The organism is Arthrobacter sp. Hor0625 (assembly GCF_052567525.1).
Window position 1 is genome coordinate 2,970,557 of the sequence record NZ_CP199586.1, and the last position, 21,575, is coordinate 2,992,131.

The window sequence follows — 21,575 nt, forward strand, 5'->3', positions numbered from 1 at the left end:
GGACGGACCCGCCGTGGCGGGTAACTTTGCAGTGTTGTCGGCGTCTTCAAGAGTCGTCCGAATGTTGATCGTCAGGCCGTCGCGGCCGTTAGAACTTCCGCTCCATCGTCCGTGATCGCGATCGTGTGCTCACTGTGGGCCGTCCTGCATACCGTGGCACTGCGCAGCGTCCAGCCGTCAGGATCCGTGACGAGCTTCGCCGTGTCCGTCATCACCCACGGCTCCAAGGCCAGGAGCAATCCCGGCCGCAATTCGTAGCCTCGGCCCGGGCGGCCGGTGTTGGGAACGTGCGGCTCCTGGTGCATCGTCGAGCCGATGCCGTGGCCGCCGAACTCGGTGTTGATCGGATATCCAGCCTCGCTCAGGACTGATCCAATGGCGTAGGCGATGTCTCCGATGCGGGCCCCCGGGCCGGCGGCCGCGATCCCTGCAGCCAGGGCGCGCTCGGTGGCGTTGATCAGCGCGACGCTTTCCGACGGCTTTGACTCCCCCACGATAAAACTGATGGCCGAATCCGCGGCGATCCCTGCCTTGGAGACGGCAAGATCCAGGGTCAGCAGGTCGCCGTCGGCTAGGGCATAATCGCGCGGCAATCCGTGCAGGACGGCATCGTTGACGGCCGTGCAGATGTAGTGCCCGAATGGTCCGCGCCCGAAGGACGGCTCGTAGTCGACATAACAGGACGAGGCCCCAGCCTCGTTTATCATGGTCCGGGCCCAGCGGTCAATGTCCAGCAGGTTCGTGCCCACGGTGGTGCGGTTCCTCAGGGTCTGCAGGATATTAGCGACCACGGCACCTGTCTGGCGTGCGCGGCCCAGCTCGGCGGAGTTCAAAATCTCAATCATCCAATTATTATACCGGCCATATAATCCCGCTATACTCGGTGCCATGGTCAGACTGCCCCTCACCGGTGAAGAAGTCGAGCGCGGACGGCGCCTCGGGGCCCTGTTGCGCCGCGCCAGGGCGGAACGCCCCATGCTGGAGGTCGCGCTCGAGGCACAGGTCTCGCCGGAAACGCTCCGTAAAATCGAGACGGGGCGCATTGCGACCCCTGCCTTCCCCACGATCGCCGCGATCGCCGGCGTCCTCGGGCTCTCCCTCGACGCGGTCTGGGCCGAGATCAGCCACCCCGCCGGCGGCACCCGGCCGGACGCCGCCGAGCGGCGCTCCCCCGAGCGCCGGTCCCCCGAGCGGCTGGCCTCGTAGGGCTACGTTCCGATGTAGGCGGCCAGGTGCTGGCCGGTGAGGGTGGAGCGCGCCGCGACCAGGTCAGCCGGCGTGCCCTCGAAGACGATCCGGCCGCCGTCGTGTCCTGCGCCAGGGCCCAGATCGATGATCCAGTCCGCGTGCGCCATGACTGCCTGGTGGTGCTCGATCACGATCACCGACTTGCCCGCGTCGACCAGCCGGTCCAGCAGTGCCAGAAGGTTCTCGACGTCCGCCAGGTGCAGCCCGGTGGTCGGTTCGTCCAGGACGTAGACGGCGCCTTTCTCTGCCATCTGGCTGGCAAGCTTGAGCCGCTGCCGTTCGCCGCCGGACAGCGTCGTCAGCGGCTGTCCCAGGCTGAGGTAGCCGAGTCCGACGTCGGCGAGCCGCTCCAGGATCCGGTGCGCCGCCGGTGTTGCCGACTCCCCCTCGGCGAAGAACCCGAGGGCCTCCGTGACGGACATGGCCAGGACCTCGGCGATGTTGCGCCCGCCCAGGGTGTACTCCAGGACCGCGGCCTGGAAGCGCCGGCCTTCGCATTCCTCGCAGGTGGTCTCCACCGTCGCCATGACGCCGAGGTCGGTGTAAATCACCCCGGCGCCGTTGCAGGCCGGGCAGGCACCCTCGGAGTTGGAACTGAAAAGCGCCGGCTTCACGCCGTTGACCTTCGCGAACGTTTTCCGGATCGGTTCAAGCAGTCCGCTGTAGGTCGCCGGATTGCTGCGGCGTGAACCGCGGATCGCACCCTGGTCGATGACCACGACGCCGTCACGGCCGGCCACGGAGCCGCTAATGAGCGAACTCTTGCCGGAACCGGCCACCCCGGTGAGGACGCACAGCACCCCAAGCGGAAGGTCGACGTCGACGTCGCGCAGGTTGTGGGTCGATGCGCCCCGCACCGGGAGCGCTCCCGACGCCGCCCGCACGGCGCGTTTCAGGGCAGCCCGGTCATCGAAATGCCGGCCGGTGGTGGTGCCGCTCCCCCGCAGCCGCTCGACGGTGCCTTCGAACACCACCTCGCCGCCGGCGGTCCCGGCGCCCGGGCCCAGGTCGATGACGTGGTCGGCGATGGCGATGGTTTCTGGCTTGTGCTCGACGACGAGCACCGTGTTGCCCTTGTCCCGCAGCTGCAGCAGCAGGCCATTCATTCGTTCAATATCGTGAGGATGCAGTCCGATCGTGGGCTCGTCAAAGACGTAGGTCACGTCGGTGAGCGAAGAGCCCAGATGGCGGATCATTTTGGTCCGCTGCGCTTCTCCGCCGGACAGTGTGCCGGCCGGGCGGTCCAGCGAGAGGTAGCCCAGCCCGATCGCGGCAAAGGAATCCAGCAGGTGCTGGAGTCCGCCCAGCAGCGGCGCCACGGACGGCTCGTCGAGCTCCCGGACCCAGCCGGCCAGGTCGCTGATCTGCATGGCGCAGACCTCGGCAATGTTTTTCCCGTTGATCTTTGCGGACAGGGCTTCCTGGGAGAGCCGGGTCCCGCCGCATTCGGGGCAGGTGGCAAAGGTGATGGCCCGGTCCACGAAGGCGCGGATGTGCGGCTGCATGGAGTCCGGGTCCTTGGAGAGCATGGACTTCTGGATTTTCGGGATCAGGCCCTCGTAGGTGAGGTTGATGCCTTCAACCTTGATCTTGGTGGGTTCCTTGTAGAGCAGGTCGTGGAGCTGCTTCTTGGTGTACTTGCTGATCGGCTTGTCCATGTCGAAGAACCCGGACCCGCTGAAGATGCGGCCGTACCAGCCATCCATGCTGTAGCCGGGAATGGTGAGCGCCCCCTCGGCCAGCGACTTGCTGTCGTCGTACAGCGCGGTGAGGTCGAAGTCGGAGACCGATCCCATGCCCTCGCAGCGGGGGCACATGCCGCCGAGATAGACGGCATCGTTCACCACTTGCTTCTCGATCCGGCCGCTTTTCTGCGTGCTCATCACCCCGCTGGCCTTGCGCGTCGGGACGTTGAAGGAGAATGCCGTCGGCGGCCCGACGTGGGGTTGTCCGATCCGGCTGTAGAGGATCCGGAGCATCGCGTTCGCGTCGGTGGCGGTGCCGACCGTCGAGCGCGGGTTGGAGCCCATCCGCTCCTGGTCCACGATGATCGCCGTCGTCAGGCCTTCGAGGACGTCCACGTCCGGCCGCGACAGTGCCGGCATGAAGCCCTGGACGAAGGCGCTGTACGTTTCGTTGATCATCCGCTGGGACTCCGCGGCGATGGTGGCGAAGACCAGTGAGCTCTTGCCGGATCCGGACACGCCGGTGAATGCCGTCAGGCGGCGCTTCGGGATCTCGACGCTGATGTCTTTGAGATTGTTCTCCCGGGCGCCCTGGACGCGGATCAGGTCGTGCGTGTCGGCCACATGCGGTGACGCAGGCGGCGGTGCGTCCGGGTGGGGCATGTCCATGGTGTCTCCCTCTGCGTCGCTGGCCTCCGGCCGTGGTCCGGAGTCCGCGGCCTGGCTGGTTGTGACCAGCTTAGAACAGCGGCCGGGCGCGACGGATCGGTGCCGGGCGCAGGCGTGGCGGCGCGGGGACGGGCATTGCCTTAACGGGCGGCCTCACTAAGAATGAACCATGACGGTCTACCTGAGGTCCCTTGAAACAGCTGTCCCGCCCACGGTGCTGATCCAGGCCGAAGCCCGCGACGTGTTCGCGGCCCAGCCGGGGCTGAGCAGGCTGGGTTCCCGCCTGGTGAGCACCTGCTTCGACTCCGCCGCGATCGACACGCGGTACACCGCCGTCGAAGAACTGACCACGGGCGCCCGGGCGGAGAACCCGAAATTCTTTGACCAGGCGACCGGGCTGCTGCTCAGTCCCAGCACGAAGACCCGGAACGATATCTTCGCCGCCGAGGCGGCCAAGCTCTTCATCGAGGCGGCCGAAAAAGCGGTGGACGCCTGCCCCGGCATGGACCGGCGGATGATTACGCACCTGGTGACGGTCTCCTGCACCGGCTTCTTCAACCCGGGGCCCGACTACAAGATTGTCCGCGCCCTCGGATTGAACCCTGCGGTCCAGCGCTACCATCTGGGCTTCATGGGCTGTTACGCCGCGTTCCCGGCCCTGCGCGCCGCCAAGTCGTTTTGCGACGCCGACCCGGACGCCGTGGTGCTCGTGGTGTGCGCCGAACTCTGCTCCCTGCATGTGAGGACCTCGAACGATCCGGACACCATCATGGGCTCGGCGCTGTTCGCCGACGGCGCCGCGGCCGCCGTCATCAGCTCCCGCGAACTGCCGGGCCAGCCGGCGCTGATGACCCTGGACCGGTTCGAGACCGTCCTGACGCCCGTCGGCGAGGAGGCGATGGCCTGGAACATCGGCGACGAGGGCTTCGAGATGATCCTGGGCAGCTACGTCCCGCACATCATCGACGACCACATCATCGGCGCGCTGGACCCGCTCCTGTCCCGGGATGCCTCGCTGGCCGGCCTGCCCTACCGGGATATCCGGCACTGGGCGATCCATCCCGGCGGGCGCAGCATCCTGGACAAGGTCCAGGCCCGGCTGGAGCTCAGCGACGAACAGCTGGTTCCTGCCCGCGAAACCCTGCGCAACTTCGGCAACATGAGCAGCGCCACGGTGCTGTTCGTGCTGCGGCACATCCTGGACCAGCCGGCAGCAGACCCGGCCCCGGCCGCTGACAGCCCGCGGCGGGAGGAGGGTGACGAGCGGATCTGCTCGATGGCCTTCGGGCCCGGCCTGACCGTGGAGACGGCGCTGTTCACCCGGCTCACCGCCCCGCGGTCCGGCGGCGCGGGCTCCGACTCCGCCCGGCGGCCGGAAACCGCGCTGGCCTGATCCGGCGGCATGGACCTGCTGCGCGGTCGCGCGCTCGATGCCGTCGAGGAGATGGACCGGCCGGACTGCGACGCCGGACGGCTGGAGCGCACCTACGCGCAGTTCGGGGTGGTGAACCGGGCCGTTTCCGGCTGGCGTGGCATCTACCGCCGGGACATAAGGCCGCTGCTCTCCGCGGCCGGCGCCACGACGCTGCTGGATATTGGCTGCGGCGGCGGTGATGTGCCGCTGTTGCTGTCCCGCTGGGCGGCGCGGGACGGGTTGCGCCTGGAGATCACCGCGGTGGACCCTGACCGGCGGGCCGCGGCCTTCACCGCCCGGCTCCGTCCCCGCCCGGGGGTCTCGTTCCGGCGGCAGTCCACCCGGGACCTGCTCGCGGCGGGCGCGCGCTTCGACGTCGTGGTGTCCAACCACGTGCTGCACCATCTGGCGCCCGGCGAGTTCGCCGCGTTCCTGGCCGATTCGGCGGACCTGGCAACGACGCGGGTGATCCACAACGACCTTCGTCGCAGCGCGGCCGCCTACGCGCTGTTCTGGGCGGCCGCCCTGCCGTTCACCGGGTCCTTCATCCGCCGCGACGGGCTGACCTCGATCCGGCGCAGCTACACGGAGGCCGAACTTGCGGCCGCCGCACCCCCGGGCTGGACCGTGCAGCGACGCTCCCCCTTCCGCAACCTGCTGGTGTGGGACAAACCGTGACCGGCATCGTGATCATCGGCGGCGGCCCGGTCGGTCTCTTCATGGCCGCCCTGCTGCTGCAGCTCGGGCTGGAGGTCACCGTGCTGGAACGGCGCACCTCCCCCGCGGCACACCCGCGGGCCATCGGCATCCATCCCCCGGCCGTGGCGGCGCTGGCACGGATCGGCGCCGACCAGGACCTGATCCGCCAGGGCGTCCCGATCCGGCGCGGCAGGGCCCTGCACGGCGGCACCACCGTCGCTGAAGTGTCCTTCGCCCGCGTGTCGGGCCGCTACCCGTTCGTCCTGTCCGTCCCGCAGGACCGCACCGAGGCCGTGCTGGCGGAACGCGTCCACGCCCTCGCTGCCGGGGCGCTGCGCCGGGGCGTGGAGGTGTCCGGACTGCGCGAGGACGACGGCGGCGTCACGGTCTCGGCACGGCACAACGGCCGGCAGCTGGAGTTCCGGGCGCCCCTCGTGATCGCCGCGGACGGCGTCGGTTCGATGGCCAGGACCGTTCTTGCGCCGCCGCTCCGCCGCAAGGGTTATCCGGATCGCTATCTGATGGGCGACTTCGCGGACGGCACCGGGCTCGGTCCGGACGCGGCACTGTTCCTGGCCCGGGACGGCATCGTGGAATCCTTTCCGCTGCCAGGGATGCTGCGGCGCTGGGTGGTCCGGCTGGGCCCGGCCGGACACGGCACGGACGCCCACTGGCTCGCCGGGGAGGTTCGACGGCGGACCGGAACCGAGGTGGACCCCGGCAGCAACAGCATGCTCAGCAGCTTCGGCGTCCGGTCGAGGCTGGTCCGCCGGATGGTGCACGGCCGCGTTGTCCTGATCGGTGACGCGGCACATGAGATCAGCCCGATTGGCGGCCAGGGCATGAGCCTGGGCTGGCTGGATGCCCTGGCCCTGGCGCCGCTGGTGCCGCCGCTTCTGGCCGGGAGCCGCCCAGGGCTTGCCGGCTACGAAGCGGGGCGGGTGCGCCAGGCGGCGCGGGCGGCGCGGCAGGCCGAGATTAACATGGCGCTCGGCCGGCCCCTGCCCGCCGGCTTGCTGGCCGTGCGGAACGGGGGCATCGCCGCCGCTGCGGCGGTGCCGGCGATCAACCGTTTCGTCGCCCGCCGCTTCACGATGCAGTAGCCGCTGGACCGGGCTCAGGGGGCCGGTGGTAGCAGTCGTAACTGTGCTGGCTGACGACCAGGCCGTCCCGTACCTCGAAGACGGCGACCGTACTGGCCCGGATCTCGTCCCCCGCATCCCAATATGGAAGTCCCAGCTGCAGGACCGCGGACCAGTCCGCCTCCACCACCACCCGGCCCGCCTCGCAGGTGCTGCGGCGGACCTCGAAGCGCTGGCCGACGACGACCTCGCCGCTGCGCTCGGCGCCGGCCAGGACCTCGGAGCGCGTACGGATCGACCCCTGCGGTGCGAGAAGGCTGGGAGCCTCGGTCAGCACGTAGTCGGGGGCCAGGAACGGGTCCGGCGCAGCCGCGCCCCCGGTCTCGAGGGCGCGCAGCAGGCCCAGCACGCAATCCAGCGGACTGGCCTCCGGAGGCAGCGGACGGGTAGCAGCACGGGAAGTCATGGACCGAGACTAGCCCACCCGGCTTCCGGCCCCGTGGTCCCGGCCGTCGGTTGCTGGGGTCCGGTTCCCGCGGTTGGTGCCGCCGCCTACACTGGCCGCATGGGCAGCCTTCCATCCTCCCTGCGCCGGTCCCTGCCCCGGCTGGGGACGGCGGCGCTCCTGCTGGCGGTGGCATCATGCAGCACCGGGACCGGCACCGGCGCCGGCGCCGGGACCGGGATCTCCGGGGCAAACCCCGGCGCGGACACCTCCGGGGCGACCGCCGGCGCGGCCACGACCGCCGGCGGGTCCTCCTCCCCGTCCGGCCGCCCCGCGCCGCTGAGCGCCTCGATCAGCCAGTTCCGCGACAACTACGGCAAGCCGCTCGTCGAAATCCAGTTGACCAACACCGGGAGTGCAGCGATCACCGCGATAGCGGCCACGCTGCACAGCCCGCTCTTCCCCGCCGGCGCCCGGTGGGCGCCGGCGGCCGGAACCGAGCTGCCACCGGGCCAGGTGAAAAGCCTCTCCGTGCGGATGCCCGCCGCGGACTGCCGCCCGGCGCCCACCGGCAAGGGCGCGCGGACGGCCACCGTCGAGGTCCGGTTCACCTCCGACGGGGGCTCCCCGGAAGCCCCCGTCCGGGCCGCCGCGGAAGACCCCTTCGGTGTCCTCGTCCGGAACCACGACGAGCTCTGCCTGGCCCAGGCGGCGGCCGAGGTCGCGGCCTTCGGGCTTGGCCCGGGCCTGGACCGCTCCCCGGACGGCCGGACCGCCGTCCTGCGCCTGGTCATCACCCCGGCACGCACCGGCTCCGGCGGCACCGGCAACTCCCTGGTCCTCAACGGCATCGGCGGCACCACCCTGCTGGCGGAGGACCCGGCCCTCCCGTGGCCCGGGCCAGTGCGGATCGCCGCGGGCGGACCGGAACGCGTGCTGCGCCTGGGCGTCCGGCCGGCCCGCTGCGACCCGCACACCGTCGCCGAGGACAAGGTGGGAACGCTGCTCCCGCTGACGATCTCGGCCGGCGGACGGGACGGTGTGCTGAAGGTGGCCGCCGGAGCGGCACTGCGCGGACAAATCTACGACTTCATCACCTCAGCCTGCCGGCGCCAGTAGTCTGGTGCCATGTCTGCAGACGCCAGGAACGAAGCCAACCACGACGCCCCGTTGAGCGGGGCCAGCGACGACCAGATCCGGGAGCTGGTGGACCATATCCTCGACGCCGGGGTGCTGCCGCCCATCGTCCAGGTGGGCCATCCGGTTCTGCGCCACCAGGCGGTCCCGTTCACCGGCCAGCTCGACGAGGAACGGCTGGGCCGGTTGATCGACCTGATGCGCCGGGTGATGCACAAGGCGCCGGGGGTTGGCCTCGCCGCTCCGCAGCTTGGGATTCCGCTGCAGCTTGCCGTGCTTGAAGACAACTTCGAGGTGGATCCGGTGGTCGCCGCGGCCCGGGGCAGGGAGCCCCTGCCGTTCTTTGCCATGCTGAACCCTGAATACACGCCGGTGGGTACCGCCTACAGCGCGTTCTACGAGGGCTGCCTGTCCGTGAACGGGCTGCAGGCCGCGGTGCGCCGGCCGACGGCGGTCCGGCTGGACTTCACCGCCCCGGACGGCACCCGGCAGCAGCGGGAGTTCAGCGGCTGGCAGGCCCGCATCGTGCAGCATGAAACCGATCACGTGCACGGCGTCCTCTACCTTGACCGCGCGGAACTGCGCTCCTTGAGCAGCAACACCGAGTACGCCTCCCGCTGGTCCCAGCCGGACATCAGCCTCGCCCGGCAGGAACTTGGGTTCCTGCCGGACGGACCTTAGCTGTGTCCGACGGCGCCTAGCCGGCGGCGGGCGCGTCCGCCGGGGACGGGTTCGACGCCGTCGGAAGGTGTTGCGCCCACCACCGCAGGATCTCGTCGAAGCGCTGCCGGCGGTGGTGCGGGGTGCCGGAACGGGACAACTCGTGGTTTTCTCCGGGGAAGACCAGGAAGGCAGCCTCAACGCCCAGCCGCTTGAGCGCCGTGAAGTACCGCTGGCCCTGCTCCACGGGGCAGCGCAGGTCCTCCTCGCTGTGCACCACCAGGGTCGGGGTCCGAACCTGGTCCACCCGGGCCATCGGGCTCTGGGCCTCGACCTGGTCGGGATCGGATCCGGTGTACTCGCCGCCGAAGAACCAGCCGATGTCGGCGCTGCCGGTGAAGCTCACCGGATCCAGGAAGCCGCGTTCGACGATGGCCGCCTTGAACCGGTGGTCGTGGCTGATGGTCCAGGCGGTGAGGTAACCCCCGTAAGAGCCGCCCATGATGCCCAGGGCGCCGCCGTCGAGTTCCTCGAATTTCTCCAGCGCCCCGTCCAGGAACGCCAGGACGTCCTCCATGTCCAGGGTGCCCATCCGCTCCTTGATGGCGCGTCCGTGGGCCTGGCCGTAGCCCGCCGAGCCGCGCGGATTGCACATCAGGACCGCGTACCCGGCGGCGGCGTAAACCTGCGCCTCGTCGAAGAGGGCGCCGGTGAACTGGGCGAACGGGCCGCCGTGGATGTTCAGCAGCACCGGATGCGGGCCCTCGCCCTCCGGCCGGACCAGCCAGCCGTGCACCGGGTAACCGTCGGCCGAGGCGAACGTCAGCTCCTGCGGGGCAATGATCCCGGCGTCGGTTCGCAACGGCGCGGAGAAGTCCGTCAGGACCTGGAGCCGGGCACTGTCATCCCGCGCCCCCTCCTGCCGCGCCTCCCGCAGGACCGCCACATCGCCGGCGCTCTGCGCCTCGCTGAAGCTGAGCACCACCACACCTCCCGCTTCCGCCGCGCCGGTGACCACCCTGTCCCCGTCGAGCAGCACCTCGGAGCGTCCCTCCGGGCCGTAGGCCAGCAGCTGGACGGTGCCGCGGGCGTTGTTCAGCACCATGGCACCATCGGCGCCGCGCGCCTCGATGCCGCCGGCGGCCAGGTCCGTGATCTCCGGGTCGCTGAGCCGGGCCGCGTCGCCGCCGCCGGCGGGCAGGACGTACAGCGCTGTGTTGCGGGCTACGAAGTCACGGCCCGACGCCCCGATGTCCTGGGCGGTGAAATAGAGCCAGTGCCCGTCACGGCTTTCGCGGACCGCGGCCACCGACAGCCGGCCAAGGTTGGCCGGGGTGAGATCTTCCGGTTCCGACTGCGCGGCCGGATCCAGCGGAAGGCGGTAGATTCCGCTCCCCAGGTCGCTGTCGCTCCCCTCGTGCAGGGCAGCGGTGAAGTACACGTAGCGGCCGTCGGCGCTGCAGGAAGCGCCGGAGTGGTCGGTCCGCGCGGTCGTCAGCTGCCGGGCCGCCGGCACGCCGTCGCCTTCCCCGTCGCGGCTGCCGGCTCCGGTCTTCAGCGCCCGTCCGGCGGGCGCCACCGGAGGCTCCGCGGCCAGGTCCGGGACATCGACGGCGAACAGCTGAAGCGGTTTGTCCGCCGTGTAGCCGACCCCGTTCATCCGGTATTTGTACTCCGTGATCAGCCGGGCATCCTCGGCGCCGGCGCCGACCCCCTCGATGGTGCCGTACCTGCCCTCCTCCGGGGTCCTGGCGTTGAAGACCACGCTGCGCGAATCGGGAGCCCAGGTGAAGGCGCTGACTCCAAGCGGCGCGGCGGTGACCGGTACCGGCTCCCCGCCGGCGGCTTCAACGACGTGCAGCTGCGGCTTTCCGCCGGCCGCGGCCCGAAGGAAGCCGAGGATCCGGCCGTCCGGCGAAAACGCCGGCGCCGTGTCGCGGAAACCGCGGGTCTGCCGGCGCGGCGGCAGCGCCGGGTCCACCGGCACGTGCCACAACTGGCCCACATAGGCGTCGGCGTCGAAATCAGGCCGGATCACGGACACGACGGCATGGGTGCCGTCCGGGTGCACGGTCGGGGCCGAAACGGACTTGAGCAGGGGCAGGTGGTGGGATTTCACGAGTGCGAGCCTAACCCCCAACGGACGTGACGTGAAACACCCCGCCGGGCCGCGTCCTCCGGCCGCCGTACGATGGAGGCTATGTTCGCCCGGACCTTCCCCGCCCTGACCTGCCCGGTGTGCCGGGAGCGGCTGGAGGCCGACGGCGGCGGCCGGCGCCTCGTCTGTCCCGCCGGTCACAGCTTCGACGCTGCCCGGCAGGGCTACTTCAACTTCCTTACCGGCAAGGGCACCGTCTTCGAGGCGGACGCCGCGGACATGGTCGCGGCGCGCTTTGATTTCCTCTCCGCAGGGCACTACCGACCCCTCGCCGACGCCGTCGCCGGACTGGCGGCACCGTTCCTCGCAGCCCCCGGCGCCGCCGTGCTCGACGCCGGCACCGGCACCGGGCACTACCTGCGCGCCCTGCTGGACCGTGTCCCGGCTGCGGCTGTCGGACTGGACATCTCAAAGTTCGCGCTCCGCCGTGCGGCCCGGCTGAACCCCGAGGCCGTCAGCATCGTCGCCGATGTGTGGCAGCGGCTTCCGCTCGCGGACGACGCCGTCGACGTCGTGTCCGTGGTGTTCGCGCCGCGCAACGCGGCGGAGTTCGCCCGCGTGCTGCGCCCCGGCGGCCGGCTGGTCGTGGTTACGCCCCGGCCGGGGCACCTGGCGGAGGTGGCGGCACTTACCGGCATGCTGGGGATCGAACCGGCCAAGGAGGAACGACTGGCCGCCGCGCTCTCCGGCCACTTCCGGGCAGCCGGGGACCACGAACTCGACCTGACCCTTGGCCTGGCGCCGGCGGACGTGGCCAACCTCGCCCTGATGGGTCCCGCCGGCCACCACCTGGACCGGGCGGAGCTGGCGGCACGTACCGCGGCACTGCCGGCCCGCACCGACGTCGCGGCCCGGTTCCGGATCAGCGTCTTCGCACCGCTGGAGCCGCCCGTTCCCGCCGCCGCGGAATAACGACTTGGCCACGGTCGCCGGCTGGCTACGGCGCCCCGCCCCACAGGCTTGCCCCCCGGCTTAGGATGGAACCAAGCCACGCCGGGTCTGCGTCCGCAGCACCCGCAGCGCGTGGCCAAGGGGGACGAAATGTTCGAATGGCTGGCCGAAAACTGGTGGGCGCTGTGGCTCACGGTGTTCCTGGTGTTCGCCGTGGTGGAAATGCTCACCCTCGATCTTTTCTTCATCATGCTTGGCGGCGGCGCCCTGGCCGGACTGGTGGCGGACTTCGGCGGCGCCGAACCGTGGCTGCAGATCGTCGTCTTCAGCGTCGTTTCCCTGCTCATGATCGGCTTCGTGCGCCCCGTGGCGCTCAAGCACCTGCGCAACAGCCCGGCTGACCAGCGCAGCAACATTGAACGGCTGATTGGCGAACCTGCCATCGTCGTGGAGCAGGTCAGCTCCGACGGCGGCCTGGTCAAGATCGGCGGCGACGTCTGGAGCGCGCGCTCGGTGTCCGGGGAGCTGGCGCCCGGACAGCGCGCGGTGGTCAGTGCCATTGACGGCGCTACTGCGATGATCGTTCCGCAGCAGGAACCCGGGGCGCGGTAGCAGCTGCCGCGCCGACCATAACTACACAATTTGGGGAAAAGGTGATGTATGGATATCGCAGTCGCAGTAGTGCTGCTGGTACTCGTAGCGTTTGTCATAATCGTGCTCGTGCGGTCGGTGCGGATTGTTCCGCAGGCCCGCGCCGGCGTCGTGGAGCGCCTCGGGAAGTACCAGCGGACGTTGAACCCGGGCCTGACGCTCCTGATTCCGTTCGTTGACCGGCTGCTGCCCCTCCTGGACCTCCGCGAACAGGTCGTCTCCTTCCCGCCGCAGCCGGTGATCACCGAGGACAACCTCGTGGTGTCCATCGACACGGTCGTCTACTTCCAGGTGACCGACGCGCGCGCCGCCACCTACGAGATCGCCAACTACATCCAGGCCGTCGAACAGCTCACCACCACCACGCTCCGCAACGTCGTCGGTGGCCTGAACCTCGAAGAGGCCCTGACCTCCCGGGACCAGATCAACGGGCAGCTGCGCGGAGTCCTGGATGAAGCGACCGGCCGTTGGGGCATCCGGGTCTCCCGGGTGGAGCTGAAGGCCATCGATCCGCCCCACTCCATCCAGGATTCGATGGAGAAGCAGATGCGTGCCGAACGGGACCGCCGCGCGGCCATCCTGACGGCCGAAGGCACCAAGCAGTCCGCCATCCTGACCGCCGAGGGCCAGCGCCAGTCGTCGATCCTCAAGGCCGAAGGTGACGCGCAGGCGGCAATCCTGCGGGCCGACGGTGAGGCCCAGGCAATCCAGAAGGTGTTCGAGGCCATCCACAAGGGCAACCCGGACCAGAAACTGCTCGCTTACCAGTACCTGCAGACGCTGCCGAAGCTCGCCGAGGGCACCTCCAACAAGCTGTGGATCATCCCCAGCGAAGTCGGTGAAGCGCTCAAGGGCATCGGTGGCGCGCTGGGCGGTTTCGGCGCCGCGGCCGACGCGGAGCAGGTCCCGGGCGGCAACCCCGACGGCCGTTCCGGCCGGCAGGCTCCGGCGGCAGCTGCCCCGGCCGCCCCGGCCCCGGTGTCGCCGCCGGCGCCGCCGGCCCCGACGTCGGGCCCCGGCTTCGCGCCCGAGGCCTAGGAACAACCTGCAGTGCCCTGAAGGCCCGCCCCGCCACCACGGCGGGGCGGGCCTTCGCGGTCCGGCGGCTTTACCTGCCGGGTCGCAGGCGCGTATAGTGGAGTATTTGTCCGGCCGGTACGGCTGGCTGGAACAAAGAAGCTTCGCGGCGCGTTGAACCTAGTGTCGATTTTGGGCAATAAAAAGTGCACCTCCAGGTGCACAGGGAACGCAATGCAACACACAGTCCGGCGGCGCCTAGCGGCGGCTGCCGGCGCAGGGCCGGGCCCTGGGAACCGAGCATAAGGGAGAAAAGATGAGCGATCGCAGCCTGCGGGGCATGCGCCTTGGCGCACAGAGCATGGAGACGGAATCCGGCGTCGAACCGGCTCCGCGCCAGCGGGTTGAGTACCGCTGCGAGGACGGCGAGCAGGTCTTCGTAACCTTCTCCTCCGAGGCCGAGATTCCGCCGGTATGGGTTTCCAAGACCGGCAAGGAAGCGCTGCTGGTCGACGGCGAACGCCCCGTCAACAGCAACGAAAAGGCCGTCCGCACGCACTGGGACATGCTGTTGGAACGCCGCTCCCTGCCGGAGCTGGAGCAGATCCTCGAAGACCGCCTCACCATCCTGCGTGAGCGTCGCGGGGAACGCCGCTCCGCCTGACGCTGCGTCCTTCGAAGACAGGCCGGGCCGGCACCTCAGCGAGGTGCTGGCCCGGCCTGTTTTGCGTCGGCTGGTCCTAGCGGCGGCCGAGCTTGCGGCTAAGCGTGTTCCAGCGGGCGGTGAGGCCCCACTTGGTCACGTTGACCATGGCCTCGAGGACGATGTTCCCGCTCATCTTGGACGCACCGAGTTCGCGTTCGACAAAGGTGATGGGGCGCTCCACAATGTTGAGGCCCAGCTGCGCGACGCGCCACGCCAGATCCACCTGGAAGCCGTAACCAACCGAGTCGACAGAATCCAGGTTGAGCTTTTCCAGCGTGGTCCGGCGGAACGCACGGAAGCCGCCGGTGACGTCCTTGATCTTGACGCCGAGCATGACCCGGGCGTAGGTGCTGCCAACGCGGGAGATGGCCTGCCGGTACAGCGGCCAGTTCACTACGCTTCCGCCCGGCACCCAGCGCGAGCCCATGGCAAGGTCAGCGCCCTGTTCCACCGCCTCGATCAGCTGCGGCAGTTGCTCCGGCTTATGCGAACCGTCCGCGTCCATCTCGACGAGGATGTCGTAGCCGGCCTCGAGGCCCCACTTGAAACCTGCGATGTAGGCCGCGCCGAGGCCCGCCTTGCCGGCACGGTGCAGGACGTGGACTTGGCTGTCGGTGGCAGCGATGCTGTCGGCGAGCTCTCCGGTGCCGTCCGGGCTGTTGTCGTCGACGACCAGCACGTCGGAGGCGGGGACGGCGGTGCGCAGGCGCCCAAGGGTCTTGGGCAACGATTCCAGCTCGTTGTAGGTCGGGATAATCGTGAGGACACGCACAGCGGGGCCTTTCCTTGGGGAAACGGTCGGAGGGCCGGGAGTGCCGGCGGTTGGCCGGCGACAGGCACAGCTCTCCATTATAGCCAGCCGGCGGACCGGATCCGGGCGCCGGCTAGCCGCGGAGCGCGCCGTTGGCGAAAAGTTCGACGCCGTCGCGCACCGTTTGTAGGCACACCGGGTCGGTCCCGGTGTCCAGCGCCGGGAGCAGGGGCGTCCGGGCGCGGGGGTCCGTGCTCCAGGACTGCACCCGGCCGTCGGCCACCTGCACCATCAGCTCCTCCACTTCCCAGACCGCGAAGCTGGCCGGCGCGCCCGGCACGAGCTGGCCGGCCATCGGGTTGCGGTACCGGGCGGCCCGCCAGCCGGCCCGGGTGTGGCCGAGGAAGGCGGCGCGGGCGGAGATCCGTTCGGCGTCGTTGTGGTGTTCGAGGCAGGCGCGGACGCTGGACCAGGGCCGCAGCGGCGTGACCGGGCTGTCGCTGCCGAAGCACACCGGAACGCCGGCGGAGTAGAAGGACCCGAACGGGTTCATGGCCGTGTGGCGCGCGCCTAGCCGCTGGGCGTACAGGCTGTCCGCGCCGCCCCAGAGCGCGTCGAAGGCTGGCTGGGCGCTGACGGTCACCGAATAGTGCGCCAGCCGCGTGATTGCTGCGGCGTCGGCGAGCTCGACATGTTCGAGGCGGTGGCCCGCCGCGCGGATGCGCTGCTCGCCGACCTCGGCGGCCGCACGGTCCATGGCCTCAAGCGCGGCGTCGAGTCCGGCGTCCCCGATGACGTGGAAGCCTGCCTGCAGGCCCAGCAGCGAGCAGGCGGCCAGGTGCGCCGCCGCCTCGTCCACGGAGAGGTACCGGGTGCCCCGCTCCCCCGCGGCGTCGCTGTAGTCCTCACGGAGCGCGGCGGTGCGCGAGCCGATGGATCCGTCCATGTTCAGGTCCCCGGCCAGACCCAGGACAGGCACCCCCAGGGCATCCAGGATGCTGCGGGCGTGGTCCTCCGAGGCAGCCAGCTCGCCCCAGTAGGGCAGGATCTCCGGCGCCGGCTGCCCCGGCCGGTCCGCGGCGTTCCAGCCGGCGGCGAGGCGGAGGTCCTCGATGCTGCCGATGTGCGGGGCGGCCATCTCGGCCAGCGCCACGTAGCCGTTCGCGGCGGCCTCGGCCAGGGCGGCCTGCTGGTAACCGGTCACGGCGGCTGCGGGGAGTTTCCGGGCAGCCAGCCGCGCGGCAGTGTGGGCGGCGCGCTTGACCTGCGCGTCCGGCCCGGTGCCATCCAGGGATCCGAGGCCCGCCGCGCCGGCCAGGGAGTCCGAGACCAGCGCGGAGTGCACGTCCACCCGGGACAGGTAGACGGGACGGCCACCGGCGGCGCGTTCGAGTTCGGCGCGGGTGGGCAGCGCCGGATCAGTCCAGAGGGTCTCGTCCCAGCCGTGGCCCAGGACAGGGCCGTCCGCTGCGGATCCCGCCGCGGCGTAGCCGGCGACGGCGTCGAGGAGCTCGGCCGCTGACCGGACACCGCCGAGCCGGAGCGATTCCAGGGCGATGCCGGTTTCCGTCAGGTGGACGTGGGAGTCAACGAACCCCGGCGCGAGCAGGGCGCCCTTAAGGTCGATGACCTCCATGCTGGAGTCCGCGATGGACGTCGCGGCCTGTTCCGACCCGACCCAGGCGACGGTGTCGCCGTCGACCAGCACGGCCGTGGCGAAGGGATCCGCAGCGGTGTAGACGGAGCCGTTGCGGTACAGCGTCACTTTGCGCGGCCGGGACGGTGAAGCGGTCATGGCGGAATACTCCTTGTAGCTGGTGCCCGGCGTCGGCCGGGCGGGGTGGGAAGCGGGATGCAGGGTGGCCGGCGGTCAGCCGGTCAGGCGACCGATGAGTACGCCACGACCCCGCGTTTGACCAGGGTGATCGCCTCGGCGCAGAGCCGGGCGACGCGCGGATCCAGGCTCGGGATCTTGGCCAGTTGGTCCAGCAGGTCGATGACCTGTTTGACCCAGCGGACAAAGTCGCCGGCGGCCAGGTCGGTGCCGCTGAGCACGTCCTGCAGGTGCCGGCCTTTGGCCCACTTGAAGATCGGCCAGACCAGTCCGAGTTCCGGTTCGCCGGTGAGCGGCAGCTTGCCGGCTTCCTCGGCGTCTTCCAGGGCAGACCATTCGCGCACCACCGTGTCGACGGCGGATTCGAGCGAGACACTCGGCATCTTGGGCCGCAGGCCGCGGTCCTCGCGCTTGGCCTGGTAGACCAGGACGCTGGCCAGCGCCGCGATCTCGGCGGCGTCCAGGTCACTGAAGGCCCCCATCCGCAGCGACTGGGAGATCAGCAGGTCCTTCTCCCCGTAAATCCGGCGGAGCCGCTGGCCGTCGGGGCTGATGGCCAGCTGCCCGGATTCGGAGCTCTCCAGGTAGCCGTAGCTGGTCAGGAGCGCGCAGACGCGGTCGAAGGTCTTGGCGATGGTGTTGGTGCGGCCCTGGATCTGCCGGATCAGGCCGTCAGTTTCCTGCCGGAGCTTCCACCAGCGTTCGGACCAGCGGGCGTGGTCTTCGCGTTCGCTGCAGCCGTGGCACGGGTGGGCGCGCAGTTCGCGGCGCAGCTCGGTGATCTTCTTTTCCATGTTCGGCGCGGCGGCGGCGCGGCCGAAGTCCTCGTCCCGGCTGGGAGGCGCCGGCGGCCGGTTCTCCCGCAGCGCATTGCGGACCGAGGATGCGAGGTCTCGCCGGGACTTGGGCACCTTGGCGTTGAAGGACTTCGGGATCCGGACCCGGGTGAGGGGTGAGAGCGGGCCCTCGACGTCGGTGAGGCCGATCCGGCGCAGCTGGTTGTCCAGGGTCATGACAGCCGGGCGAGGCTCCCGTGAATGGTGGTCCGAGCTCAGCACGACGGCCAGCCCCGGCGCCCGCCCGGAGGGGACGTCCACGACGTCGCCGGGCAGCAGGCGGCTCAGCGAGTCCTCAGTGAGGGACTTCCGCGCCCGCGAGGTGCCCCGCGCGGCCGTCTTCTCGGCGTCGGACAGGGCACGGCGCAGCCGGGCGTATTCGGTGAAGTCGCCTAGGTGGCAGCTCATCGACTTGCTGAAGCCGGCGAGCGATTCCTCCCGGCTGCGGACCTGCTTGGCGAGGCCGACGACCGAACGGTCGGCCTGGAACTGCGCGAAGGAGGATTCGAGGATTTCACGGGCCCGGGCGCGGCCGAACTGGGCCACCAGGTTGATGGACATGTTGTAGGTAGGCCGGAAGCTGGAGTTCAGCGGGTAGGTACGCCGGGACGCGAGACCGGCGACGGCGGCGGGGTCGGTCCCCGGCTGCCAGAGCACCACGGCGTGGCCTTCGACGTCGATCCCGCGCCGGCCGGCCCGGCCGGTGAGCTGGGTGTACTCCCCCGCCGTGATGTTGACGTGGGCTTCGCCGTTGAACTTGTCGAGCTTTTCCAGCACGACGGAACGGGCGGGCATGTTGACCCCGAGCGCCAGCGTTTCGGTGGCGAACACGGCCTTGACCAGGCCGTCCGCAAAGAGTTTCTCCACGACCTCCTTGAACGTGGGCAGCATCCCCGCGTGGTGCGCAGCGAGGCCCCGGAGCAGGCCGTCGCGCCAGCTCCAGAAACCGAGTACATCAAGGTCATCGGAGGGGATGTCCTGGGCGGCCTCGTCGACCCGCCGGGCGATGATGGCCTGTTCCTTCTCGGTGGTCAGCCACAGTCCGGCGGAGACGCACTGGGCGACGGCGGCGTCGCAGCCGGCGCGGGAGAAGATGAAGGTGATGGCCGGCAGCAGGTCCATCCGGTCCAGGCTGGCGATGACCTGCGGCCGGCTGGCCTTGCGGACCGGGCTGCGCGGGGCGGCCTGGGGCGCAGAGTCCCGCTGGCCGCGCTGGTTGCGCTGCCGGCGGCCGCCGTGGCCGTAGCGGCCGCGGAAGTTCATCTGGCTTTCCGCCCGCGCCATGGACAGCAGTTCGGGATTGACCTCGTAGCCGGCGCGTTCGGTGATGACGGTGCCCCGCCCTGCGCCAGGTGCGGCGCCGGGTTCGGCGGTGGCCGCGGAGGCGTCCTGGCCTGCCGGTGCGATCTCGTCGAAGCTGGTGTCGCCGGCGAAGAGGTCCACGATCTTGCGGCCCACCATGACGTGCTGCCACAGCGGCACCGGGCGGTGTTCGGAAACGATCACGTCCGTCTGCCCGCGGACGGTGTCCAGCCACGCGCCGAACTCCTCGGCGTTCGACACGGTGGCGCTGAGCGAGGCGACCTGGACCTCGCTGGGCAGGTGGATGATGACTTCCTCCCAGACCGCCCCGCGGAACCGGTCGGCCAGGTAATGGACCTCATCCATGACCACGTAGCCGAGGTCATCCAGGGTGGCGGAGTCGGCGTACAGCATGTTCCGCAGTACCTCCGTTGTCATGACCACGACCGGAGCTTCGCCGTTAATGCTGGTGTCGCCGGTGAGCAGGCCGACCTGGGCCGGGCCGTATTTGTCCGCCAGTTCGGTGTATTTCTGGTTGCTCAGGGCCTTGATCGGGGTGGTGTAGAAAGCCTTCAGGCCGCGCTGGAGGGCCAGGTAGATGGCGAACTCCCCGACGATCGTCTTCCCGGCTCCGGTGGGTGCGGCGACCAGGACGCCCCGGCCTGCCTGCAAGGACAGGCAGGCCTCGCGCTGGAACGGGTCCAGCTCGAACGCGAGGGAACGGGTGAATCCGCCCAGGTAGGTCTTGGCTTCTGCGGCCCGCTCGGCGCTGGCGCGGTAGCGCTCCGACGGCGACTCCGGCCCGGGTAGTGAGGACATGATTCCAGCCTAGTGTGCTGCGGGCTAGAGATTCTCCAGCTCGGAGCTGGGAGTCGCCCGGTCAGCGGTGGCTTCGGTCTCGGCGTCGACCCTGGCCGCTCGCTTTTCCCGCCGGCGGTCGTTGATCAGGCACAACCCGATGGCCGTGAAGAACAGCAGCAGCATGGGCACGGCGAGGTAGAACATGCTCATCGCATCCGCGCCCGGGGCTGCCATCGCGGCGAAAAGGCAAACCAGGAAGACGGTGATCCGCCAGCTCCGCAGCAGTTGCTGGCCCTTGATCAGGCCGGCGAGGTTCAGGCCGAACAGCACCACCGGCAGCAGGAAGGCGATGCCGAAGGCCAGCAGGAGGCGCAGCACGAAGGAGAGGTAGACCTGCGCGCTGATGAAGTTGGAGCCGCCGGAGGGCGTGAAGTCGGTGAGCACGCGCACCGCGTTGGGCAGTACCAGCCACGCGAGCAGCACGCCGCCGACGAAGAGCGGCACGGCTGCGGCCACGAAGGACAGCGCGAGCCGCCGCTCCTTCTTGTGCAGGCCCGGCACGATGAACGCCCAGAGCTGGTAGAGCCAGACCGGGCTGGCCACGATCAGGCCGAGGAAGACGGAGACCTGGATCATCAGGTCAAAGGAGCTCGCCACGCCGTCGAAGTTCAGGGAGGCCTGCCGACCCTCGTGTTCGTTCAGGTCGCGGATGGGCTTGATCAAGGCCGCCAGCATGGGCTGGTAGACCAGGAATCCGACGACGGTGCCGAGCACGACGGCGATGGCGGACTTGAAGAGCCGGTTCCGCAGCTCCTTGAGGTGATCGAGGAGGGCCATCCGGCCCTCGGGATTCGATCGGCGGCTTTTGGTTACTGCCATCTGGTTCTAGGCGCGGTTCGGCGGCGGAACATCGGTTCCCCCGCCCGGGCGGCTTTCGGTGCCGGTGGACCGGGGGTGGTTCACGACTTTGCCTTCGACGGCGTCGGGGTCGGCGGCTGCCTCAGGGGTGCCGTCCTTCTTCATTTCGCGGACCTCGGATTTGAAAATCCGCATCGACTGCCCGAGGCTCCGGGCCATTCCGGGCAGCTTCGGTGCTGCGAAGAGCACCAGTGCCAGGACGATGATGATGATGAGATGCCAGCCTTCAAGCCTCATGCCGGATGGTCCTTTCGTTTGAGTACATCCTATGTCTAACGGAGATCGATGTCGCGCAGCGCCTGGGGCTGGCCACGTTCCGCTTTGCGCCGGATCCGGCGCAACCGCCGGGCTTCCTGCCGGGCGACTTTGGATGCATGGTAATCATGTCGCATGGCCGCGGGCGGGGCAAAAACCGCTGAGCCGGGGGCGGCCTGCGCCCCCGCGGAGTTCCCCGCGCCGTCGTGCTCCGACGCTACGTCCCCAACATGAACAACGGCTGAACCGGGGGTGAGCGGCGCGGAGCCGAGGTTCGCGAAGCGGTCCCCCGCCTCCCCGAGTTCCTTGACGGTGGCCATGAACTGCCGGAACAAGCGGACGCCGAGCACGCCGAAGAACAGGAGCGACAGCGCGACGAGCGCTATCCAAATCAGGATCCAGGACCACCAAGGCAT

At 69.9% G+C, this 21,575-nt stretch carries 20 protein-coding genes; 10 read left to right on the forward strand and 10 right to left on the reverse strand.

Annotation, left to right across the window (positions count from 1 at the left end):
• Positions 1-71: 71 nt before the first annotated feature.
• Positions 72-845, reverse strand: coding sequence for a type I methionyl aminopeptidase (map, locus tag ACTWLI_RS13700; RefSeq protein ID WP_445154338.1), 774 nt, complete (start codon positions 843-845; stop codon positions 72-74).
• Between the two features lie 43 nt (positions 846-888).
• On the opposite strand from map, the gene ACTWLI_RS13705 reads away from it, so the two are divergent.
• Positions 889-1,206 (forward strand): helix-turn-helix transcriptional regulator, encoded by a 318-nt coding sequence (locus tag ACTWLI_RS13705; RefSeq protein WP_445154339.1) that lies wholly within the window; start codon positions 889-891, stop codon positions 1,204-1,206.
• 2 nt (positions 1,207-1,208) lie between these two features.
• Here the strand turns inward: ACTWLI_RS13705 and ACTWLI_RS13710 are convergent, their stop codons facing one another.
• Entirely contained in the window at positions 1,209-3,602 is a 2,394-nt protein-coding gene (locus ACTWLI_RS13710; protein ID WP_445154340.1) for an ATP-binding cassette domain-containing protein, read from the reverse strand.
• 169 nt (positions 3,603-3,771) lie between these two features.
• On the opposite strand from ACTWLI_RS13710, the gene ACTWLI_RS13715 reads away from it, so the two are divergent.
• Genes ACTWLI_RS13715 through ACTWLI_RS13725 form a run of 3 tightly spaced genes read left to right on the forward strand, consistent with a single transcriptional unit; the run spans position 3,772 to position 6,818 of the window.
• Positions 3,772-4,995 carry a type III polyketide synthase gene (locus tag ACTWLI_RS13715; protein ID WP_445154341.1) on the forward strand — a complete coding sequence of 408 codons (1,224 nt, stop codon included), beginning with the start codon at positions 3,772-3,774 and terminating at the stop codon, positions 4,993-4,995.
• Positions 4,996-5,004: 9 nt separating this feature from the next.
• Positions 5,005-5,694: a methyltransferase domain-containing protein gene (locus ACTWLI_RS13720; protein WP_445154342.1), complete on the forward strand. Its 690-nt coding sequence runs from the start codon at positions 5,005-5,007 to the stop codon at positions 5,692-5,694.
• The gene (locus ACTWLI_RS13725; RefSeq protein WP_445154343.1) at positions 5,679-6,818 is read left to right on the forward strand and encodes an FAD-dependent oxidoreductase; all 1,140 of its coding nucleotides are present in this window, start codon (positions 5,679-5,681) and stop codon (positions 6,816-6,818) included. The genes ACTWLI_RS13720 and ACTWLI_RS13725 overlap by 16 nt, the downstream gene beginning before the upstream one ends.
• Here ACTWLI_RS13725 and ACTWLI_RS13730 read toward each other — a convergent pair.
• The gene (locus ACTWLI_RS13730) at positions 6,805-7,263 is read right to left on the reverse strand and encodes a nuclear transport factor 2 family protein (protein ID WP_445154344.1); all 459 of its coding nucleotides are present in this window, start codon (positions 7,261-7,263) and stop codon (positions 6,805-6,807) included. The genes ACTWLI_RS13725 and ACTWLI_RS13730 overlap by 14 nt on opposite strands.
• A 99-nt stretch (positions 7,264-7,362) precedes the next feature.
• Between ACTWLI_RS13730 and ACTWLI_RS13735 the strand changes: the two genes are divergently transcribed.
• Positions 7,363-8,361, forward strand: coding sequence for a hypothetical protein (locus tag ACTWLI_RS13735; protein WP_445154345.1), 999 nt, complete (start codon positions 7,363-7,365; stop codon positions 8,359-8,361).
• A gap of 9 nt (positions 8,362-8,370) precedes the next feature.
• On the forward strand, positions 8,371-9,060 hold the full coding sequence (locus ACTWLI_RS13740; protein WP_445154346.1) for a peptide deformylase: 690 nt from the start codon (positions 8,371-8,373) through the stop codon (positions 9,058-9,060).
• A 16-nt stretch (positions 9,061-9,076) separates the two neighbouring features.
• On the opposite strand, the gene ACTWLI_RS13745 is transcribed toward ACTWLI_RS13740, so the two are convergent.
• Positions 9,077-11,158 carry a S9 family peptidase gene (locus tag ACTWLI_RS13745; RefSeq protein ID WP_445154347.1) on the reverse strand — a complete coding sequence of 694 codons (2,082 nt, stop codon included), beginning with the start codon at positions 11,156-11,158 and terminating at the stop codon, positions 9,077-9,079.
• A gap of 81 nt (positions 11,159-11,239) precedes the next feature.
• On the opposite strand from ACTWLI_RS13745, the gene ACTWLI_RS13750 reads away from it, so the two are divergent.
• The 4 genes from ACTWLI_RS13750 (at position 11,240) to ACTWLI_RS13765 (ending at position 14,420) form a co-directional block, all read left to right on the forward strand.
• A complete protein-coding gene (locus ACTWLI_RS13750) occupies positions 11,240-12,109 on the forward strand; it encodes a methyltransferase domain-containing protein (protein WP_445154348.1) in 870 nt (289 codons plus the stop codon).
• Positions 12,110-12,238: 129 nt separating this feature from the next.
• The gene (locus tag ACTWLI_RS13755; protein ID WP_445154349.1) at positions 12,239-12,700 is read left to right on the forward strand and encodes an NfeD family protein; all 462 of its coding nucleotides are present in this window, start codon (positions 12,239-12,241) and stop codon (positions 12,698-12,700) included.
• 48 nt (positions 12,701-12,748) lie between these two features.
• Positions 12,749-13,777, forward strand: a complete 1,029-nt coding sequence (locus ACTWLI_RS13760; protein WP_445154350.1) for an SPFH domain-containing protein — start codon at positions 12,749-12,751, stop codon at positions 13,775-13,777.
• A 295-nt stretch (positions 13,778-14,072) separates the two neighbouring features.
• Positions 14,073-14,420 (forward strand): RNA polymerase-binding protein RbpA, encoded by a 348-nt coding sequence (locus ACTWLI_RS13765; protein ID WP_026266329.1) that lies wholly within the window; start codon positions 14,073-14,075, stop codon positions 14,418-14,420.
• A 76-nt stretch (positions 14,421-14,496) separates the two neighbouring features.
• On the opposite strand, the gene ACTWLI_RS13770 is transcribed toward ACTWLI_RS13765, so the two are convergent.
• From ACTWLI_RS13770 to ACTWLI_RS13795, 6 genes are all read right to left on the reverse strand, one after another.
• A complete protein-coding gene (locus tag ACTWLI_RS13770) occupies positions 14,497-15,234 on the reverse strand; it encodes a polyprenol monophosphomannose synthase (protein WP_445154351.1) in 738 nt (245 codons plus the stop codon).
• Between the two features lie 112 nt (positions 15,235-15,346).
• The gene (locus ACTWLI_RS13775) at positions 15,347-17,008 is read right to left on the reverse strand and encodes an amidohydrolase (RefSeq protein WP_445154352.1); all 1,662 of its coding nucleotides are present in this window, start codon (positions 17,006-17,008) and stop codon (positions 15,347-15,349) included.
• A gap of 83 nt (positions 17,009-17,091) precedes the next feature.
• A complete protein-coding gene (locus ACTWLI_RS13780; protein ID WP_445154353.1) occupies positions 17,092-20,004 on the reverse strand; it encodes a DEAD/DEAH box helicase in 2,913 nt (970 codons plus the stop codon).
• A gap of 24 nt (positions 20,005-20,028) precedes the next feature.
• A complete protein-coding gene (gene tatC / locus ACTWLI_RS13785; RefSeq protein WP_445154354.1) occupies positions 20,029-20,865 on the reverse strand; it encodes a twin-arginine translocase subunit TatC in 837 nt (278 codons plus the stop codon).
• Positions 20,866-20,871: 6 nt separating this feature from the next.
• Positions 20,872-21,141 (reverse strand): Sec-independent protein translocase subunit TatA, encoded by a 270-nt coding sequence (gene tatA, locus ACTWLI_RS13790; RefSeq protein ID WP_056739341.1) that lies wholly within the window; start codon positions 21,139-21,141, stop codon positions 20,872-20,874.
• 35 nt (positions 21,142-21,176) lie between these two features.
• Positions 21,177-21,575 (reverse strand): hypothetical protein, encoded by a 399-nt coding sequence (locus tag ACTWLI_RS13795; RefSeq protein ID WP_445154355.1) that lies wholly within the window; start codon positions 21,573-21,575, stop codon positions 21,177-21,179.

Excerpts from the sequence above, each read along its gene's own strand:
- map (WP_445154338.1), bottom strand. The coding sequence starts at position 845 with ATGATTGAGATTTTGAACTCCGCCGAGCTGGGCCGCGCACGCCAGACA.
- ACTWLI_RS13705 (WP_445154339.1), top strand. The coding sequence starts at position 889 with ATGGTCAGACTGCCCCTCACCGGTGAAGAAGTCGAGCGCGGACGGCGC.
- ACTWLI_RS13710 (WP_445154340.1), bottom strand. The coding sequence starts at position 3,602 with ATGGACATGCCCCACCCGGACGCACCGCCGCCTGCGTCACCGCATGTG.
- ACTWLI_RS13715 (WP_445154341.1), top strand. The coding sequence starts at position 3,772 with ATGACGGTCTACCTGAGGTCCCTTGAAACAGCTGTCCCGCCCACGGTG.
- ACTWLI_RS13720 (WP_445154342.1), top strand. The coding sequence starts at position 5,005 with ATGGACCTGCTGCGCGGTCGCGCGCTCGATGCCGTCGAGGAGATGGAC.
- ACTWLI_RS13730 (WP_445154344.1), bottom strand. The coding sequence starts at position 7,263 with ATGACTTCCCGTGCTGCTACCCGTCCGCTGCCTCCGGAGGCCAGTCCG.
- ACTWLI_RS13735 (WP_445154345.1), top strand. The coding sequence starts at position 7,363 with ATGGGCAGCCTTCCATCCTCCCTGCGCCGGTCCCTGCCCCGGCTGGGG.
- ACTWLI_RS13740 (WP_445154346.1), top strand. The coding sequence starts at position 8,371 with ATGTCTGCAGACGCCAGGAACGAAGCCAACCACGACGCCCCGTTGAGC.
- ACTWLI_RS13750 (WP_445154348.1), top strand. The coding sequence starts at position 11,240 with ATGTTCGCCCGGACCTTCCCCGCCCTGACCTGCCCGGTGTGCCGGGAG.
- ACTWLI_RS13755 (WP_445154349.1), top strand. The coding sequence starts at position 12,239 with ATGTTCGAATGGCTGGCCGAAAACTGGTGGGCGCTGTGGCTCACGGTG.
- ACTWLI_RS13760 (WP_445154350.1), top strand. The coding sequence starts at position 12,749 with ATGGATATCGCAGTCGCAGTAGTGCTGCTGGTACTCGTAGCGTTTGTC.
- ACTWLI_RS13765 (WP_026266329.1), top strand. The coding sequence starts at position 14,073 with ATGAGCGATCGCAGCCTGCGGGGCATGCGCCTTGGCGCACAGAGCATG.
- ACTWLI_RS13775 (WP_445154352.1), bottom strand. The coding sequence starts at position 17,008 with ATGACCGCTTCACCGTCCCGGCCGCGCAAAGTGACGCTGTACCGCAAC.
- ACTWLI_RS13780 (WP_445154353.1), bottom strand. The coding sequence starts at position 20,004 with ATGTCCTCACTACCCGGGCCGGAGTCGCCGTCGGAGCGCTACCGCGCC.
- tatC (WP_445154354.1), bottom strand. The coding sequence starts at position 20,865 with ATGGCAGTAACCAAAAGCCGCCGATCGAATCCCGAGGGCCGGATGGCC.
- tatA (WP_056739341.1), bottom strand. The coding sequence starts at position 21,141 with ATGAGGCTTGAAGGCTGGCATCTCATCATCATCATCGTCCTGGCACTG.
- ACTWLI_RS13795 (WP_445154355.1), bottom strand. The coding sequence starts at position 21,575 with ATGCCTTGGTGGTCCTGGATCCTGATTTGGATAGCGCTCGTCGCGCTG.